The following is a 17,432-nucleotide window of genomic DNA, read 5'->3' on the forward strand; positions in this document are numbered from 1 at the left end:
TTTCCGTCAATCTTGTGTCATCAAGGTTTGGAGCAATTCACTACAGGCCTTGCTGGCTTTAATGATGTCGTCGGCTGATTGCTGAATTTCGGCTTCTGAACCTGGCTTCTGGCTCAGGATCTTAATCAACTCCGCGTGCATAGAAATATGATTGAGTGGCTTTCTGGCATCATGAATGAGTGTTGCGATATCAGATTTGTCTGTCATCTTTCCCCCTCGCTTTACTTTGTTTCTTCAGGTGTTGATTGTTCGTACGCATTCAGGCGGTTGTACAGTGTTTTGGTGCTGATCCCCAGCATTTTTGCGGCCAAAGTTTTATTGCCATCGACCGACTCCAGAGTCTGGTAAATCAGTTTTCGTTCGACCTCTTCGATGGTTTCGCCGACTTTGACCGGCGCGGACAGGGTCGTGGCTGATGTCGCAGGCGCCCGGGCCGGTACTTGAATGTCAGGCTCCTGCGTACTCGCGAATGGCGAGCTGACAATCTCGTCTATCGTCAGTGTGGTCGTATCGGGATCTGCCATAATAAATGCGCGATGAATACAGTGTTTCAGCTCTCGGATATTGCCTGGCCAGCTGTGTGCTGCCAGTACAGCATGAGCCTGCTCGGTGAGTTGATATTGTGTTTTATATTCATCATTGAGCTGGTGGACAAAAAACTCACTCAGCAGCGGTATATCCTGAGGACGTGCGCGCAGCGGCGGGATTTCAATGGGGAATACGGCCAGACGAAAATAAATGTCTTCACGCAGCACGTTCTTTTGGGCGATTTCGGCCAGCGTCCGATTGGTCGCAGACACCACGCGACAATTGACTTCTATAGGCTTAGCGCCTCCCACTCGGGTAATGGTTTGCGTTTCCAGCGCCCTGAGCAGATTAGGCTGCATTTCAATGGGCATTTCTGTGACTTCATCCAGAAATAAAGTGCCATTCTGTGCCAGCTCAAATACGCCTTTCTTTTGGTTGATTGCGCCGGTAAAAGCCCCTTTTTCATGACCGAACAATTCGCTGCCGATCAGATCTTTGGCAATTGCGCCACAATTCACCGACACCTGCTCACCGCTGCACTGGCTGGCATTGTGAATAGCCTGTGCAACGACTTCTTTACCTGAACCACTTTCTCCCATTAACAATACATTGGCATTGGTTTTCGCGACCCGCTCTATCATAGTAACCAGTTTTTTCATGGCGGGAGAGTGGCCGATCAGGCAGCCAAAATGGCGTTCAAAGGGATCCGTTTGGGCATGGTGATTGGCGGTTTTGGTGTCGAGAACACGTTTAACGTCATTGGCTTCTATGGGTTTGGTCAGATAATTGATTTGCTCATCGCACATGCTGGCCAGTGCCGCCTTAACCGAAGGATGGCCTGTTATCAGGGTTATTTGTGCCGTGAGTTTGAGGCTACGTATATGGTCTATGAGATGTAAACCACTGCCATCAGGAAGCATAAAGTCGAGAAACAGATGGTCAAAGCGCATATCAGCAAGCCACTGTTTTGCTTCGCCTATGCTGCCCGCGGTGTATACGTCACAGCCTATAAACTCAATGATCCGAGCGGCGATAGTCGTAAATTCTTGGTCATCATCAACCAGCAGAACGGTCTTCATTCGGGATCCTTGTTAGCTTGAATGTGTCGACTCTGGGGCCATGATCCACAAGGAAGCCTGATTCACTTCAATGTTAAGGCTGTCGGCACTTTTTACTTCACCATCAATACTATACTGTATTTGCTCTGAGTCTGCGTGTAAAGTGACTCGCTGGCAGCGAGTGTGTGAAACGGCACTCTCCTGTGTTGCAGAAGGGCCAGACACGCCGGTTGCAATCAGCTGTGCCACACTCAGAGCGCGAGACGCAGACTCTGGTTCATGATGGATCAGCGTCAGATCCAGCAAGCCATCCTGATAATCCGGTTCACCACCGCCTTGCGCCAGCACTGTGGTAATGGGGGCTGCGTTAGCCACCGCCAGACTGGCAATATCCAGGCTTTGTGCAGGTTGATTATCAATGCGCAATGTCACGCGCTGCTTTTGTCCATCGGAGACGGCATTAATAAAGCCACTGATGTAGGCCAGCTGGCCACTGCGGTTTTTTTCGCCGCGATTGGCGTGCTCAATCATCTGCGCTTCAAACCCAAAGGCGGCAACCAGTAGTCCCGTTTCGCCGTTGCAGGTCATAGTATCTATTTGTATGTAATGTTCACTTAACAGCACCTCACAGGCGCTACTGATTGGATCCACTTTACTGCGTATCCCCAGCAGTACATGTGCCAGTGCATTGGCTGTCCCAAGCGGAATAAACCCCAGTTTACATTCACTGTTGACCAGTGCATGAGCAACGGCGGTCAGTGTGCCATCACCGCCGCAGGCAATCAGCCGCTCGGCGTCTTGGCTTAGCTCAACGGCCAGTGCTGCAACATCCGTGTCCTGTTCGGTAAAATGCAGAACAAGGGTGTACTTGCTACACAGCAGGCCAATCACCTGATTGTCGTACAGGTGCCATTTTCCGCCGCCAGAAACGGGATTAATGATCAAATCCAGGCGCGAACCCGGCGTATCGCGCAGATCATGCATCAGTGCTTTAAGGCGATGGTGCTGATAGCGGTTTAAACGTGCTGTCTGCCGTTTACTGTTGATAAACTGCATGGCATCATCCACGGATAAGGACGGGTCCTGCAGCATCAGGTAAGCAGCAACGACAAATACCGAGCGGCCACGTCCCAGCGCACAATGGACGACTACTTTCTTGTTGAGCTGATGCATCACGGTAATCCAGTTCAGCGCATGTCGCAATTGGGTTTCACTGGGAGTTTGATGGTCCAAAATGGGTATATTCAGGTAGTACAAGCCTTGCTCTTCGGCAGACCAGTTCAGACCGTCGAATTCGGCAGTAACATCCAGTATTGCATCAACTTGTTTGGATTGCAGCATGGGGATATCGCTGGGAAACAAACGACAGGCTAAAAATAAGTTGTCTTTCACTTCTTGTACCGGTGGCACACTGTCCTGGTATCGTTGCCAGGCATTATAGAGCTGCGCCCCTATAAAATAGGGCAGCAGCAGTGCTTTGATATAAAATGGCACTTGTCCTGTGGTGCGTTTACGAAACAGTCCTGGTCTGTCCAGCGCATAGGCTACGTAGACGCAGGCAATAGACGCACTGAGCCAGATAGATGGCAAAAGCATCAAGTTGTTCAGGTTCAATATGATTAGTGGCAGGGTAAACAGCAGTAAAACAAGATAGTAGTGTGCTGTGCTCATGAATACTCCTAATGTGAGAGACTGATAGACACTATTCAATTCTCATTCCGCTTTGCAGGCCCTCAAAACAGCGTCTCCAGACTTCAGCGTAGGAGAGTTTTACAGAGTGTGTAAAATTTACCGACCTTGCTATGAATTAATTGCTTGGTTCTGATAATTAATAATCTGGCAATTTAGTTGGTGAAATATTCATGAAGAAAATCAAGCATTGCGCGTATTCTTGCTGGTGTAAACTCGGTGTTTTTATAGAGCGCATACATAGGTAGTGTGTGGCCTTGCTTGTTTTCAAATAAGTTAATGAGCGTGCCGTCAGCGAGATGTGTATCAACCATCCAGCTCGGCATGGCTGCAATGCCTAACCCTGAAAGGGCTAATTTAACAATCATTTCCGGACTGTCAGATCTGATATATTCATTAACAGTGTAGTGTTTGTTATCTAACCGCCAGATATTAGAGGGGTTACTGAGAGAGTAGGTGATGCACTGATGGGTTTTAAGTGCTTCAGGAGTGGGCGGGGTGCCGTTACGCTTTAGATATTGAGGGGCTGCGAAGTAGCAAGCACAGTGGTCCAGTAACTTTTTTGCCTTCAACCCTGAGTCTTTGAGGGCTGAAGCCCGGATTGCGATGTCTACGTCCTCATTTATCAGGTCTACATGCTGATCGCTTACACCTACATCCAGAGTTACTTTAGGGTAGCGGCGCATAAACTCACAAAGCGGATCTGCCAGACGCTGCGTCGCAAAAGCGCTGGGAGCAGAGATTTTAATATGGCCACTGATCTGTGTTTGCTCATCACGGATCTGGTGCTCCACTTCGCTCATAGTATCAAGCAGCGATTGGCTATATTTTAGATATGCCTTTCCTGACGTGGTCAATGAAATAGCGCGAGATGTCCTGTGGAAAAGAGTAAAACCAAGGTGTTGCTCAAGCCAGGCGATTTTTTTGCTTACCGCACTTTGTGTCATATTGAGTGCATTTGCTGTGTGGGTAAAGCTGCCTCTTTTAGCCACTTCGGTAAATAGCTTAATACAAATCAGTTTGTCCATATTCATTCCATTTTGGAATACCATCTAGGTGAACAATACTATTCATTGTGTTTAATTGGAATGCTCTAATGCTACTCCTTAACCCTATTAGGAGGATATTGATGATTATAATTGCTACTTTTCTGGCTATTTTCTTTACTCTGGCCGGCTCCCAAAAGATTTTTGCCTGGAGCGCTGTTGTGTTCAAAATACAAAGCGAATTTCTCAGGCGATACGGACTTGGCAGAGGACACATGTATGGGATCGGTATGATTGAATCAACCGCTGCCGGATTGATAATTTTTGCCATTCTGACCGAGCACGAAATAGCCCTGCAGCTTGGTGCGGCTCTGATCCTGACAACCTCTGTGGGTGCATGTTATTTCCATTTCAAATATGACACATTCAAGGACGCCATTCCTGCGATATTAACCGGGAGCGGTTCCATTTCTCTGCTTGTATCGGGGTTATTGTAGTTTGAAAACAGGCTCCATAATAAAGCCTGTGATGGTTGATGACATCATGCTCTGGCCAGTTTCTTCAACGCAGAGCGGGCTTTTTTCTTGAGGCGCTCACTCAGTGTTTCAGTAATGACTTCGTTTAAAAGCTGTCTTGCAACTGCGGTTTTGCTGCGGTCTATCGCTATTTCGGCAAGCCTGAATTTAACCAGGCTTTTATCTGGCATATCGTAGTGGTGCGACGCTTCATCCAGATACTGCCGCAATGCCGCTTCACCCTCATCATGGTGTTTACCTAGCTGCTTGCTGAGTACACCAATGAGTACCAGTGAATGGTTCCTGGCCTTTTCCTGCTGAGTGGTCGCTGTTTTCATGGCAGCTGCTTTGCGGAACTGGTTTAAGGCTTCTTCGCTCTGGTCGTGCTCGCGATATACCTGACCCAGGGTATAAAAGAATCGAGGTTCTGCAGCAAAGCGCTTCTGTCCGATGGCAATTACGCGAGCGAACTCATCTTGTTCACCTGTTTTACCAAGCAGGTGCAAGCGTGTCAGAAAGGCTTCAAAAGGGGCGATTTTTTCTAATTCGTCAATATGTGTCAGAGCGGCCTGTTCATCGCCACCAAACATGGAAGGGGCATTGATATAAAACTTGATCAGTGCAGTGCGATATTCTGTATTATCCGGGGCCAATTCCACAGCTTTGATGAACGATGCTTTGAGCTTTTTAATATAACCAGAGACACTGAAAATACTTGCCTGCTCGGCTATTTTGGCGACCACTTCAACATGGGCAAAATAGAGCTCTGGATTGTTTGGGTGCTGAGCGAGTGCATCTTCTATATATTGTAGCGCGACTTCATCCTGATCACTTTTCAGCGCAATACGTGCCAGAAGCAGCGGCTTATGATAATCAGAGGTCTGCTGTTGCAGCAAAAGAGACTGTGCAAGGCGTAGATTGCCTTTTTCAAATTCTGCCCGTCCTTGCTCAATACTGGCAGTGGCTGTAGTGCTGCAAATAAGCAGTGCAAGGGGCATCAGTCGTGTGTTATTCATGTGTATGTTTCCTTCTAAGTATCTAAAATAAATAGTGTTACTTTTTAACTTGTCGCTCAGTGAACGCGCCGGTTTGCGACTTAATTGATGGGGCTTCCGATTGGGTGTGCGGCAGGGGTACGCCAACGGACGGCCGTCCAGGCAATAGTCAAAAGTAAGCTAAGTTGAATGGCGGCCAGAAACAGGTAAAAAGGATCGGTTTCAATCCCCCCCAGTACAAACACAAAGGTGAGCGGGACGGCCACAAGGTTACATAACCGGTTTATTTGGTAGCCGAGAAACTGGGATAAAAAAATCATCATGATAGGAATTTCGATGAGTATGGCGCTGACCAGTAGCAGCGGCTGTGATAGTTTGACCGAGCCGGAATAACCACTCATCAATGTCTCAATGACGCCAGGCGTGATAAAAGCCGAGACAAAGGCCAGGATATCGGCATAAACCATATTGAGCATCACCAGCAACCAAAGCGTTGCAAGTTTAAAGCGAATACGGCCATCGGGTATTTCGCCAGCGGTTGAATTTGGATTTGTCATACGTGGTTCCTTAGTTCATATTGGGGTCCATGTAAAAAGGTTTACCCGGTTATATCCAGGTAGCACTCAGACTAACTGCGCTGAGCTAAAGCGTCGTCCCAGCGTAAAGGCGCGGACAGTTTTGCAAGAAAGAAAAATTAAAAGTAAATAAAACAATTAACTACGGATAACTTTGTTTCAAGTGTCAGGGGGGAGAAGTGGCTGAACCTATTGTGTTGGTGCTGACGGCGATGCTAATTGGGCAAGTCGCCTTGAGTGTGCCTGTGTTGCTGATCAAACAGTCAACACGCACTTATCGAATACCGCTGGTGATATTTCTCAGTGCTTGTGGCGTGCTGGCCTTGAATGCAATCGTACCGGCTGTTTTACCTGACTGGTATCAGGCTTATACGGTTATTGGTTTTCCTGTACTCTTTGTGCTTTGCCCTGCGTTACGTTTGTACATTCAGGGAGTTACCACACAAAAAAGCCGGACTCAGTACACACTGAATTTGAAAAAGTTTGTTTTGTTATGGCCCGCAATAGTGGTTGCAAGCATCATAGCTACCTTGCCATCACAACAGCATCGGGCACTGTTTGTTACCGATGAAATACCTACTGGGTTGCATGCTGTGGTACTGGCTGGTGCGATGCTGGCCCTGATATGTGCCTGGCTGGTTGAATGTGGGTTGACCTTGGTGGTAATAACAAAACGTCTGATGGTATTCAGGACTGAACTAAAAGCCCACTATTCTAACCTTGATGACCCCAGGATATTCGCGACAAAACGGCTTATTTTTATGGCCACGTGTATCTGGGTGTTAGCGCTGAGCTGCGCTTTTTTGTCCAGCCTGTTTGGACATGCCATATTGACGCTTGGCACTGAAATACTGATTGCATTGATACTTACCTGGAGCCTGACCTTTTTTGCTATGCAGCAAGCCACCCCATTGCTTATTCCTGCACTGGATAATGAGGCAGACAGTCTGAATGCTCTGGATATACCAAGTAGTCAAGATAGACTCAATAAGTATCATAAATCGGCTCTGGATAAGGAACGCTCTGCCCGGATAGTCAAAAAAGTCACCTCAGTGATGCAGGATGATAAGCTGTATCTGGATGCCGATCTGACGCTACAAAAGCTTTCTGATGCAAGCGGCGTTTCAGCCAACTACCTTTCTCAGGTGTTAAACGAAACACTGAAAATGAACTTCTTTGACTTTGTGAATCACTGGCGCATCGAGGTGGCGAAAGCGCGTTTACTGGCTGGCAAAGACTCAGTGTTGCATATTGCGCTTGAGGTTGGATTTAACGCCCGCTCTTCATTTTATAAGGCATTTAAAAAGGAAACGGGGCTGACGCCGACTGAGTATAGAAGAGTCGGTAGGTGAATAGCTTATAGTGATGAGCCACAGTCTGTAAGCCTGTTACCGGGGTATTCTGGCTAAATGAGTCGCAAGGAAATTTTCTATCATTGATCGGAAATCATGCAAAAGTTAATGTAATCATAGGTTTATAAACTTTTCATCTTGAAGCTGTTTCTTAAAAGGGTATAATTGGCTGGATTTATTTCCCTCTTATGCTTCAAGGATTTAGTTTAGCTCATGGAATCGTTCCGTTATTTTTCCCGTCTCTTTTTTATTATTCTGACTATAAATACGCTGGTTGCCTGTGGTGGTGGTAGTAGCAATGAAGCTCAGCAACCCACCATAAAGCCGATGGTCGTTGAGGTCACAGGTAATAACGAAGTCGCAGAATTAACTTCGCACACCTTGACCTCCAGTGTTGATAACTCCTCTGGCGCGGTAACTTATCAATGGCATTATGAATCAGAACTGGCGCTGGACGTATCGGACCTGACGCAGTCGAGTCTGACTGTAACCAGCCAGGACATTGAAGCAGATGGCGATGCGGTGTTTACGTTAACCGTAACAGATGAGCTGGACAGGACAGTGCAAGCCAGTCATACCATTGTATTCAAAGCAGGTGAGTCGGTGACTGTTTCAGTAGCTGGCCCTGAAGCAGTCACGGATGCTGACACCGTGACATTTGAAGGGCAGGCTGACGGTCTGGAGGTGATCAGTTATCAGTGGCAACATGACAGCGAGCTTGAGCTAACCCTCTCAGGGCAAGAATCAGCGGTGTTGACGGTGGCGACACCGACATTGTCCTCACCTGTGGTTGTGACTTTTACCCTTTCGGTGAAAGATGTACATGGGCGTACTTATCAGTTTGCACACGTTGTAAAATTTGCTGCAAACAGCACCGGACCATCAGACCCCGAGCCAAATAAAGCACCCATTGTCAGTATTGAAGGGGCTGGCCAAGCCCGTGTGCAAGAAACCGTAATACTCAGTGCGAATGCCAGCGACCCGGATGGGAAGATTAGTCAATACCAATGGTCTTCAGACAGCAACCTGCCACTGCAATTGTCAAACGTTCATACACCTGAGCTTAGCTTTACTGTTCCACAGATGAATGAACCACAGACCGTTACCTTTACGCTTGTGGTCAGTGATGATCAGGCGCTGTCGGCTCAGGCTACCCATTTGGTCGAGTTACTTCCTCTGCCAAATCGTGCCCCCGAAGTGACCTTGGTGTCCCCAGTGCAAGTGATGGAAAACCAAAGTGTGACTATTACCGCACAAGCGAATGATCCTGACGGTGTAATTAGTCACTATGACTGGGGCTACGAAGGTGATGTATCACTCAGTATTGGTGATAATACGGGGGCCGAGTTGGTGCTCAGCCACATGGACGTCAGGCAGGACACAGAGCTGAACATATTTGTCATCGTGACGGATGACGATGGTGCTCAAAGCCGTACAGAGACAAGTATAACGGTACGTGCTCTGCCGGAGGTGTCCATAAACGTAGGGCCACAAGCGCTCATAGAGCAGCAGCCTGTCACCTTTAGCGCGCAACTTTATGACCCTCATAACCGGGTAGCCAACTATACCTGGACACATAACGGTAAAGATCTGCTAAGTGCTGAAGGGGATCTTAGCGAGCAAATGACGTTGCAAAGTACTGATATTCAAGAAGACTTACCTGTTACAGTAAGTCTTATGGTCAAAGATACTCTGGGTAATCAGGTACAGGCACAGACAGAGCTGACAATTCAGGCGCTCAAGCATATGTTGACCATTTCAGGTGAGGTATTTGCTAAGGAACCCCCCGTCAGCAATACCCAAGTGACCGCACAGGTTAACGACGTCGCGCAGACTGTGGCTGTCGATGAAGCAGGGCGTTACGTCCTGACATTGGAGCTGGATGAGTCGCAAGCGAACGCCATGATTGCATTAACAGCACATCAAGAGAATAACCCCATGCGTGCAGCGGCTTCTGTGTTGGGGGAAGTAAAGCACCTGATTGCGCTTGGGGGGGACGACAAGGTCCTGACAGAAGAGGAGTTGTTTGCTGTCAATATCAACGCGGCAACGACTGCAGAATTTGCGCTACTGCAAAGCGACCTGGGGCTACCAATCACCCAGCAGCAATTGCGTGAAGCGCGTGCGAGTTTAGACCCGACTGAAAAACGCGCCTTAACGGGTCTGTTTTATGACTTCAGTCGTGTGTCTGAACGAAATTTAAACCTGCCCAATGGCTATCCGGATCTTGTCGCTCTGGCAAAAAATTTACCCGCCACCAAACGTCAGTTACGTCAATACCAGCGTGAATATGGTGAAGCCGCTGACCGAGTACGCCATCAGGTTGCCCAAAACCCAAATTTGTTCGAGCCTGCCAAAGCGGTGCCTGAGGGCCGCTATTTGTTGAGTGAACTGAGCTATTTCAATGGCTTTGCTGCGTCGCTGACATTGAATAAGGACGGAACAGGTGTGCTGAACGCCACTGCAAGCGTACCTTTTAACTGGTCTCAGGTGGAGTCAGATATCCTGCTTACACTCAGCCAGTCACTTAGCATCTATCGTAACGGGGTTGCTGCGCAGCCTGATTATTTTGCTGAACAATTGCATCTGTCACTGAGCAAAGACCCGGATGGCAACCTTGCTGCAAGCGTGAGTATACCTGGCAGCCAGAGTGCTTCATGGTACACCCGTTTGGTAGCCGTGGATGATTTACGGGCGTATTCAGCAAGTGACTTTTTTGGCCAATGGTCAATGAGTTTTGCTCACCCTGCAAGCCAGGAACACCACTATGATATAAACCTGTTGAGCGATGGCTCGGCGCGCGTTGAGTCGGGAGTGACGACTGATTTTATACACTGGCAGCTTCAGGGCGCGCAACTTGAACTTAACCTGGACACTGTACCTTACCGTATGTACATACTCAGAGAGTTTCCCCTCGGGTACCAGCTGCTGATTGAGTACGACGCCGGACAAGGTAAAGTCATGGTGCCAGGCGTGATGGTACGCCATCAAAAAACCAGCTTCGACGAGCTTAACTACACTCGCATCTGGAACCTGCTCTTCAGACAAGGTGAAAGCGAAGTGTTTAGCATTGATGAGGACAATCACTACCATTACCTCTGGCGCCGCAATGTTTGGGGCGACAAACAAGACGGCAGGCTGATACAGCAGCGTTTTGAATTTGCAGGCCTAGATACTCCCTGGTGTGATGTATCTTTGTTACAGTGCGAAGCCAAACTAACCGCCGCGTATCGTTTACTTAGTGTTCAGGACGACCTGATCGCGGTGGAGTATGCAACGGCCAGCAATCTGCTGAGTGCTGAGGTATCCAAACGTCAGCTGTACGTGTTCGAGTTAAGCGATGATGTGCTGAGCACACCTCGATTGACCGATGGCATTTTTAAGGCCAGCAGCAGCGGGGCATTTGCCAGCACAGCCAGTTTATTTGGCCTGACTGCACAAGGCGTAGTGCACCTGCAGGGAGGTCAGCATTGCGAACCTTTCTCTCCTGAACCCGACTGTGCAGAGGCAATCTATATTGGCGAGCAAAAGTATTGGGCTTCTATGGCCGGTGAAGACATTAAACTTGTAACAATCGACCGTAGCACAACACGTTATTTAACACTGACCGATGCAGATCAGCAGGGTATCACTTTGTGTTTACGCGAAGATGTGGGCCTGCAGAGCTGTAATGAGACAAATTCGCTCTATTACCAGTTTTTAGCCCCAAATCTGGATATTGAGTATGTGGTGTCGGGTGAGGGGGCCTTACAGCCCTCGGTGAATACAGTGAGCTATAAACAAAGCTTTGAAACCTTGATTTTACCAGAGCGAGGCTTTGAACTTGACGAGATATCGGGTTGCCAGGGCGTGCTCAAAGAAAGCGACAATGGCACGTTACTGTATTCAGTGACTGAGCCCCAACAGAGCTGCACCATTAACGCCAGCTTTAAGCGCACCGCTCCACATATCGGCAGGAATGTAGTGCTTGTAGACAGTGGAGATGTCCCGCATAGCTGGTATATGAATATCCATCGCAATGGCACAGGCACTTTGACAACCCGAACACACGTTGTTGATTTTACAATTATCCAACAGAGCGAGTCTCTCTATGTTGCACGTTTGAATGACGGCCGAACCGTGTCAGTGCGCGATGGTCAGGGCAAAACGCACATTGTCACAGGGTTTGCATTTGAGTATCAACCGGACGGTGTTTATTTGAGCTGGCACCATGACTCTGTGGTCAAACGCACGGTATACACGACTCAGATCCAGTTTGCTAAAGACCTTGAAGCGCTTGCTATCGAACCACAAGTCTTGGCAGGCCAATGGGCGCTGACTTTTGGCGAGTATGCCGAGTCGCAGCAAACACATACTCAGCAGCATCTGTTGTTTAACCTAAATGCTGACCACACCGGTGAGTTACGTGCGGGAGAGCAGACTCCCTGGGCACAGCACCATGAACTGAACTGGTCGCTGACAGAGCAAAACCGACTGCGACTGTCTGCACGTTCTGGCACTCTGATAGCCGAGTTTAAATTAATTCGTCAATCCAAATGGGGCTATCAGTTCGTGATTGAGGATGTTAAGAAGACCAGCTCGGGATATCACAATGACTGGTTTCAACAGGGGGCCGGTTTGCTGATCAAGCGCGAAGCGCAGCCACTGCAACTGACGCAATTGGCAGGTAAGTGGCGCTATCAGTCTGCGAATCAGAGTAATGGTTTTGAGTTGTATACAGATGGTACATATCGCACCAGTAAGTTTAATGGGGCGGAGCAGGCGTCAATAAGTGGTTCGACTTTATCTGTGTCTGCGGCGTATAACACTGAGCTTGAGATGTTCGATCCGATTTGCAGTATCGATGACCCTCAATGTGTATTGGGGTACCACAAAACGTACACCGTACTCAGTAAGCAAGACGATACGCTATTTGTGCTGATCAATGAAAGCTTAAGCAATTCTGAAGCTGTGATACGCCAGTTTGAATTGGATAACAACCCCAGTTTGACACAGTTTGAAGCGCAATTTTTCCGTGCTGAGCTTGAACTTGAAGCCGGTATTGATACGCCTTCTTCTAATTATCTATATGAAGTTACGGCAGAGCAAACGCGCTACTGGCGTTTCTTTGAACAACAGCATGAGCAGGGCATCAAACAGTATTTGTTTATTGAGGGAGAAGGTGCCACTGAGGTTGCTATTGAGCAGGGGAAATTGCTTTTTGGTGATGCACAGCAATATCAGCTTGAAATCATAGAGAGCACAAGCGAAGGGGTTTTGGTGTGCCGCTATGCGCGGGGCAATTACTGCCAAGTTGCTGATCAGCACTTTCTTCGCTACGAGGTACCAGCCTATGAGGTGACGTTAGATGTGGGTCCTGGCGGAGAGGTTGTAACCGACATATCCGGCTCTTACATATTATACGGCAGGCGGATAGGTGTTGAGATCTCATATCAGCAAGATCAGGTGTTGTCCTCTTTATCTGGGTGTGATTTGTCCTTTGACTATGAAAATGAGCGGGTGTTGCATTTTTATGGCCCAGGGATTGCCAGTGCTTGCCATATCAGCGCACGGTTTGAACCCTGGCTCGGCAGCCAATCTGCACGGCTGGAAATGACCGATCCGTTCCTGGGTGCCTGTGTTGATCAGTACAATGAGGCTCCCGACAGGCACATTGAGTTTAGAACGCATTTGTCCTGCAATGGACAAGATAATCTAACACTGACGGATATTTCAGGTCTGGCGCAGTTTTCGCAGCTGACCTCTTTGCAGCTGCGTAGTGCGGCACAGATCAGCCCGTCAGCCTTGGCCGAACTCAATACTTTGACTCAGATAAATGAGTTATCACTGAGTGATATTGCCATTACAGAATTGGACCTAAGTAGTATGAGCGGTTTAGAGAAGCTCAGCCTTGCGTTGCCTGAGCTTACAGCACTCACCTTGCCACAAGGGAGTGCATTGACCTCGTTGTCCATAACACAAGGCGGCCCGGCTAGTCTGGCACTGAGCGGGCAAACAAGCTTGACCAGACTCGATCTGTCTGGCAGTGCAATAAGCCGGTTGGATCTCAGCGGATTACAAAACCTGACCTCGCTCCAGGCAAGCAACAGTCAGCTGGAAGAAATTACTTTTGTGGATGCGACTTTGCCAGTAGAAATGCTGTGGCTGGACAACACGCCTCTGAGCCAGTTGGAGCTGAGCCGTTTTCCTCAACTGACGCACGCTAAACTCGACCATACTCAGCTGTCGGCTTTGGATATCACCGAAAATCGTGAAATATATCACTTGAGTGCTCAGCATACGCCGCTTGAGTACTTTGTTTCAGCGCGAAATGTGCCGCTGAAAAAGCTGATCTTGTCAAGCACACACCTGACCAGTATAGCGTTAACGACCATGCCAGCGCTGGATTGGTTAGAGATTGATAACGCACGTTTAACCACGTTGGATCTAACTGGATCGCATGTTGAGCACCTAAGTGCCAAGGGGAACCAGCTGACTTCGCTGACTGTGCCTGATGATGCTAAATTGCGTCGTTTGTGGTTGGACGATAATCAGATAGCAAGTGTCAAATTACCAGAGGATAATCCGTGGTTGTATAATCTCAGTCTGTCGGGTAATCAGTTGTCGACGTTTGAGGCTTTGGGGCTCCGGAACCTGAATTCACTGGATTTGTCACATAATCCTCTGACGCAATTTGGTGTTAGGTTTAATTCTCGGCTACACACCCTGAACTTGTCTTACACGCAGCTCGAGGAAGTGGATATTGCGACTATGAATGAGCTGCGTACTTTAGTGATAAACCATACACCGATATCACAACTGGCACTTGAGGCACGGTTAAAGCACCTGGATATAAGTAATACTGAGGTGACTGAACTGCACCTGCCTGATGGTATGGAAAACACAGAGATATATTTTGCAGGCAATACCCTGAGCAGTCTGACTGCAACAGGCAGTCAGCGAAATATCAGGCTATTTCTTGCAGGGAGCGAATTGAGCGACCAGGCCAGAGAGTTTTTGATCATTAATCAAGGGCAGATCCGGGGATTTCTGTGCCGTGATTTATCGGTACCGTCTGAATGTACGATCCTGACACATTAATGCCTGCGAGCCTTCGCGAAAGTCTCTGGTATTCGCGAGGGCCATTGCCAAGCTCCGTGGGTTGCGGCAGTGATACACACGTTTTACAAACTCAGTAAAACTTACACATTCCCAGTCCCAGCGATTGGCCATCACGCAAGGCGTAGCCGTAGCGCTGGTAGAAAGCCTCTTTACCATGTGCCGCCAGCAATGCTGCAGTTGCGCCACTGTGACACTGTGTCGATAAGTATTGCTCAATGTTATCCATAACGATATGACCCAGGCCGCAACCCTGATAATCCGGGTGCACAATGACGTCCTGGATGTAAAAGTACATATAGCCATCACCAACGACCCGACCGCAGGCAACCAGTTGCTGCTCCTTGCGACACTGCACCCAGTACAGTGAAGATTCGATGCTGACTGCTACTTGCTCCAGGGGCGGGTTTTGCCACCCGACACTGGCACGCAGCGCACTGAACTCGGTCGCTGCGGGTGGTGATTGCAAGATCTCCAAATCAGTCGTCAACATCAAATCTGTCCACTAGTTGGTCAAGGTTATTGGCCAGCTCAACTAGTTGCGTTGCCCCAGCATGCAGCGCATCGGCGGAGTCTCCTACTTGCTGCACCGATTGACTGACGCCCTGGATGCGAGACTGAGTTTCCTCGGCGGCCTCACCCTGAGCATTGGCTTGACGGGAAATATCAGCGATGATGGTCTTAACACGAGAGACCGAGCTGGCGATGTCGTCGAAGGCCTGATGAGCCAGTTCCGACTGTTCGATGGCTTGCTTAGACTCATCAACACTGGCAGTCATGCGTTCAGAAACACTGCGGGTTTGTTCAATCAGTTTAGTCAGGACTTGTTCAATGTCCTGAGTTGCATCATGAGAACGCTGAGCCAGTGTTCGTACTTCATCGGCCACGACAGCAAAACCACGGCCTTGTTCGCCGGCACGAGCGGCTTCAATGGCTGCATTCAAAGCAAGTAAGTTGGTTTGCTCGGCAATGGTACGGATCACCTCCAAAATGTTGGTGATGTTATTACTTTCGTTTTCGAGCTTGCTCATGGCGGTGGCCGAATCGCCAAGTGAATCATTGAGCTTAGCCACTTGAGTCACTGTACTTTGGATCATTTGGTTACCGGTTTGAGTGTGTTGTTCTGTGGTCGAAATTTCGTTGAGTGCATCGCCACAGTTATCACTGACCGTCATCGCCATACTCGCCATGGATTGCGTGGTATCCGTGGCGGTTTGTGAGGTTTTTTCCTGATGGCGGCACTGGTCCCGGATGTCGTTTATCCGTGACTGAGAAGTTTGCGCTTCACCATTGAGTGTTCTGGCGTTGTTCTGAATGTCCTTAACCAGCGCATTTATTGAGTTTAGAAACTGATTAAACCAGGTTGCCAGCTCGCTGATCTCATCATTACCTATCACCTGTAGTCGTTTAGATAAGTTGCCCTCACCCTGGGCGATTTCCTTGAGGCCATCTGAAACCATTTCTATGGGGTAGACAATTTTGTTGGCCAGTACAATGGCGATGACGACGAACAAGGCCAGCATTATCACAGCGATGATGCTGATGCTGTAAGTCATGTTGTAAGACGAGGTGAGGATCTCATCTTCTTCAATGATAGCAATAAAGGTCCAACCGAGTTCCTCAGAGCGATAAAACTTGGCATTAAAGGTTTTATCCTGGTGTTCCAGTGTAATGAAAGGTGCATCCCCCGCGTTTCGGATAGCCTGATATCGGGCGTCACTCAAATCACGAATATTTTTAAAGTTATTTTCGGCGTTTTTGGGGTCTGCCAGCACAGTGCCCTGATTGTCGAGTAACAACAAATAGCCGGTGTTGCCCAGTTTGATGTTGCTGACAATATCGGTCAGTGTCGACAAGGTCACATCCAGAGACTGAACGCCGAGCATTTGGCCGTTTTTCATGATCCCGGTTGCAACGGAAACCATTGCCTGTCCGGTAACACCCTGATAAGGCTCAGTGATCACCACCTGAGATGGATTGGAGCTGACCTGTTGATACCAGGGTCTTTTGCGCGGATCATAATTGCCTAATGGCTCCGCAGGATACTGAATAAAACCACCATCACGGGTGCCCAGATAAACGAATAGCAACTCGGGGTGAGTTTTGCCAAAGGTGGTGTACAGGTCAAAAATCTCTGCTTCTGCTTTACCAGAGGCCTCCGGCGTCATCATTTTCTCTGCACCAAAATAGGTGGTTGTGTCCTTGCTGACGGATTGCACGGTTTTACTTTGCGCTAAGAATCGGGCATTACTTTTCATCTGATCAAAGAAGATGATAAACGCGTTTTCTATTTGTCGTATCTCATTGACTGACGTCTCTAAGAATCGGTCCAGTGACTCTTGTTTGGTTCGCGAGATACTCATGATGGATATTGCAAGAATTGGAATGATGACAGTCATTACAAAGCTTAAAATCAGCTTTTTACGCATTCTCATGGGCAACCACCTCGGTTTTTATTGTAATAATAGTGTAGTTGTGAACGGAGCAGATTGCTCCGAATTAGCCCAATTTATGGGCTTTCGGTTAATATTGCAAACTTCTGAGGGTTGAACAAGGCGCACTGTAAGAAAAGTAACTGTGGCTGTCTGAGGCTGAGCGATGCGCCAAGCTATATTAGCGCTTCTGCAAAGTGTGTC

Annotated in this window: 11 protein-coding genes; 3 read left to right on the top strand and 8 right to left on the bottom strand. The window is 48.3% G+C overall.

What is annotated here, in order from left to right; translation table 11 throughout:
* Positions 1 to 6: 6 nt before the first annotated feature.
* The 4 genes from CWB98_RS06800 to CWB98_RS06815 all read right to left on the bottom strand — a co-directional run bounded on the left by CWB98_RS06800 (position 7) and on the right by CWB98_RS06815 (position 4,303).
* The gene (locus CWB98_RS06800) at positions 7 to 207 is read right to left on the bottom strand and encodes a histidine kinase (protein WP_138544166.1); all 201 of its coding nucleotides are present in this window, start codon (positions 205 to 207) and stop codon (positions 7 to 9) included.
* Between the two features lie 14 nt (positions 208 to 221).
* On the bottom strand, positions 222 to 1,607 hold the full coding sequence (locus tag CWB98_RS06805) for a sigma-54-dependent transcriptional regulator (protein WP_138544167.1): 1,386 nt from the start codon (positions 1,605 to 1,607) through the stop codon (positions 222 to 224).
* A 12-nt stretch (positions 1,608 to 1,619) separates the two neighbouring features.
* Positions 1,620 to 3,257 (bottom strand): diacylglycerol kinase family protein, encoded by a 1,638-nt coding sequence (locus tag CWB98_RS06810; RefSeq protein ID WP_138544168.1) that lies wholly within the window; start codon positions 3,255 to 3,257, stop codon positions 1,620 to 1,622.
* 173 nt (positions 3,258 to 3,430) lie between these two features.
* The gene (locus CWB98_RS06815; protein WP_138544169.1) at positions 3,431 to 4,303 is read right to left on the bottom strand and encodes a LysR family transcriptional regulator; all 873 of its coding nucleotides are present in this window, start codon (positions 4,301 to 4,303) and stop codon (positions 3,431 to 3,433) included.
* Positions 4,304 to 4,404: 101 nt separating this feature from the next.
* On the opposite strand from CWB98_RS06815, the gene CWB98_RS06820 reads away from it, so the two are divergent.
* Positions 4,405 to 4,758: a DoxX family protein gene (locus tag CWB98_RS06820; RefSeq protein WP_171045600.1), complete on the top strand. Its 354-nt coding sequence runs from the start codon at positions 4,405 to 4,407 to the stop codon at positions 4,756 to 4,758.
* A 44-nt stretch (positions 4,759 to 4,802) separates the two neighbouring features.
* Here the strand turns inward: CWB98_RS06820 and CWB98_RS06825 are convergent, their stop codons facing one another.
* A complete protein-coding gene (locus tag CWB98_RS06825) occupies positions 4,803 to 5,792 on the bottom strand; it encodes a tetratricopeptide repeat protein (RefSeq protein ID WP_138544171.1) in 990 nt (329 codons plus the stop codon).
* 80 nt (positions 5,793 to 5,872) lie between these two features.
* Positions 5,873 to 6,328 carry a DUF6326 family protein gene (locus tag CWB98_RS06830; protein WP_138544172.1) on the bottom strand — a complete coding sequence of 152 codons (456 nt, stop codon included), beginning with the start codon at positions 6,326 to 6,328 and terminating at the stop codon, positions 5,873 to 5,875.
* 197 nt (positions 6,329 to 6,525) lie between these two features.
* On the opposite strand from CWB98_RS06830, the gene CWB98_RS06835 reads away from it, so the two are divergent.
* Positions 6,526 to 7,698 carry a helix-turn-helix domain-containing protein gene (locus CWB98_RS06835; RefSeq protein ID WP_138544173.1) on the top strand — a complete coding sequence of 391 codons (1,173 nt, stop codon included), beginning with the start codon at positions 6,526 to 6,528 and terminating at the stop codon, positions 7,696 to 7,698.
* Between the two features lie 213 nt (positions 7,699 to 7,911).
* Positions 7,912 to 14,778: a leucine-rich repeat domain-containing protein gene (locus tag CWB98_RS06840; RefSeq protein WP_138544174.1), complete on the top strand. Its 6,867-nt coding sequence runs from the start codon at positions 7,912 to 7,914 to the stop codon at positions 14,776 to 14,778.
* Between the two features lie 91 nt (positions 14,779 to 14,869).
* Here CWB98_RS06840 and CWB98_RS06845 read toward each other — a convergent pair whose 3' ends face one another.
* Together CWB98_RS06845 and CWB98_RS06850 are read right to left on the bottom strand one after the other, a co-directional pair.
* Complete coding sequence (locus CWB98_RS06845) at positions 14,870 to 15,289, bottom strand: GNAT family N-acetyltransferase (RefSeq protein ID WP_138544175.1); 420 nt, start codon at positions 15,287 to 15,289, stop codon at positions 14,870 to 14,872.
* Complete coding sequence (locus tag CWB98_RS06850; RefSeq protein WP_138544176.1) at positions 15,276 to 17,231, bottom strand: methyl-accepting chemotaxis protein; 1,956 nt, start codon at positions 17,229 to 17,231, stop codon at positions 15,276 to 15,278. Before CWB98_RS06850 ends, CWB98_RS06845 begins: the two co-directional genes overlap by 14 nt.
* Between the last annotated feature and the right edge of the window lie 201 nt (positions 17,232 to 17,432).

The organism is Pseudoalteromonas rubra (assembly GCF_005887115.1).
In the GTDB taxonomy this organism is placed as follows: Bacteria; Pseudomonadota; Gammaproteobacteria; order Enterobacterales; family Alteromonadaceae; genus Pseudoalteromonas; species Pseudoalteromonas rubra_F.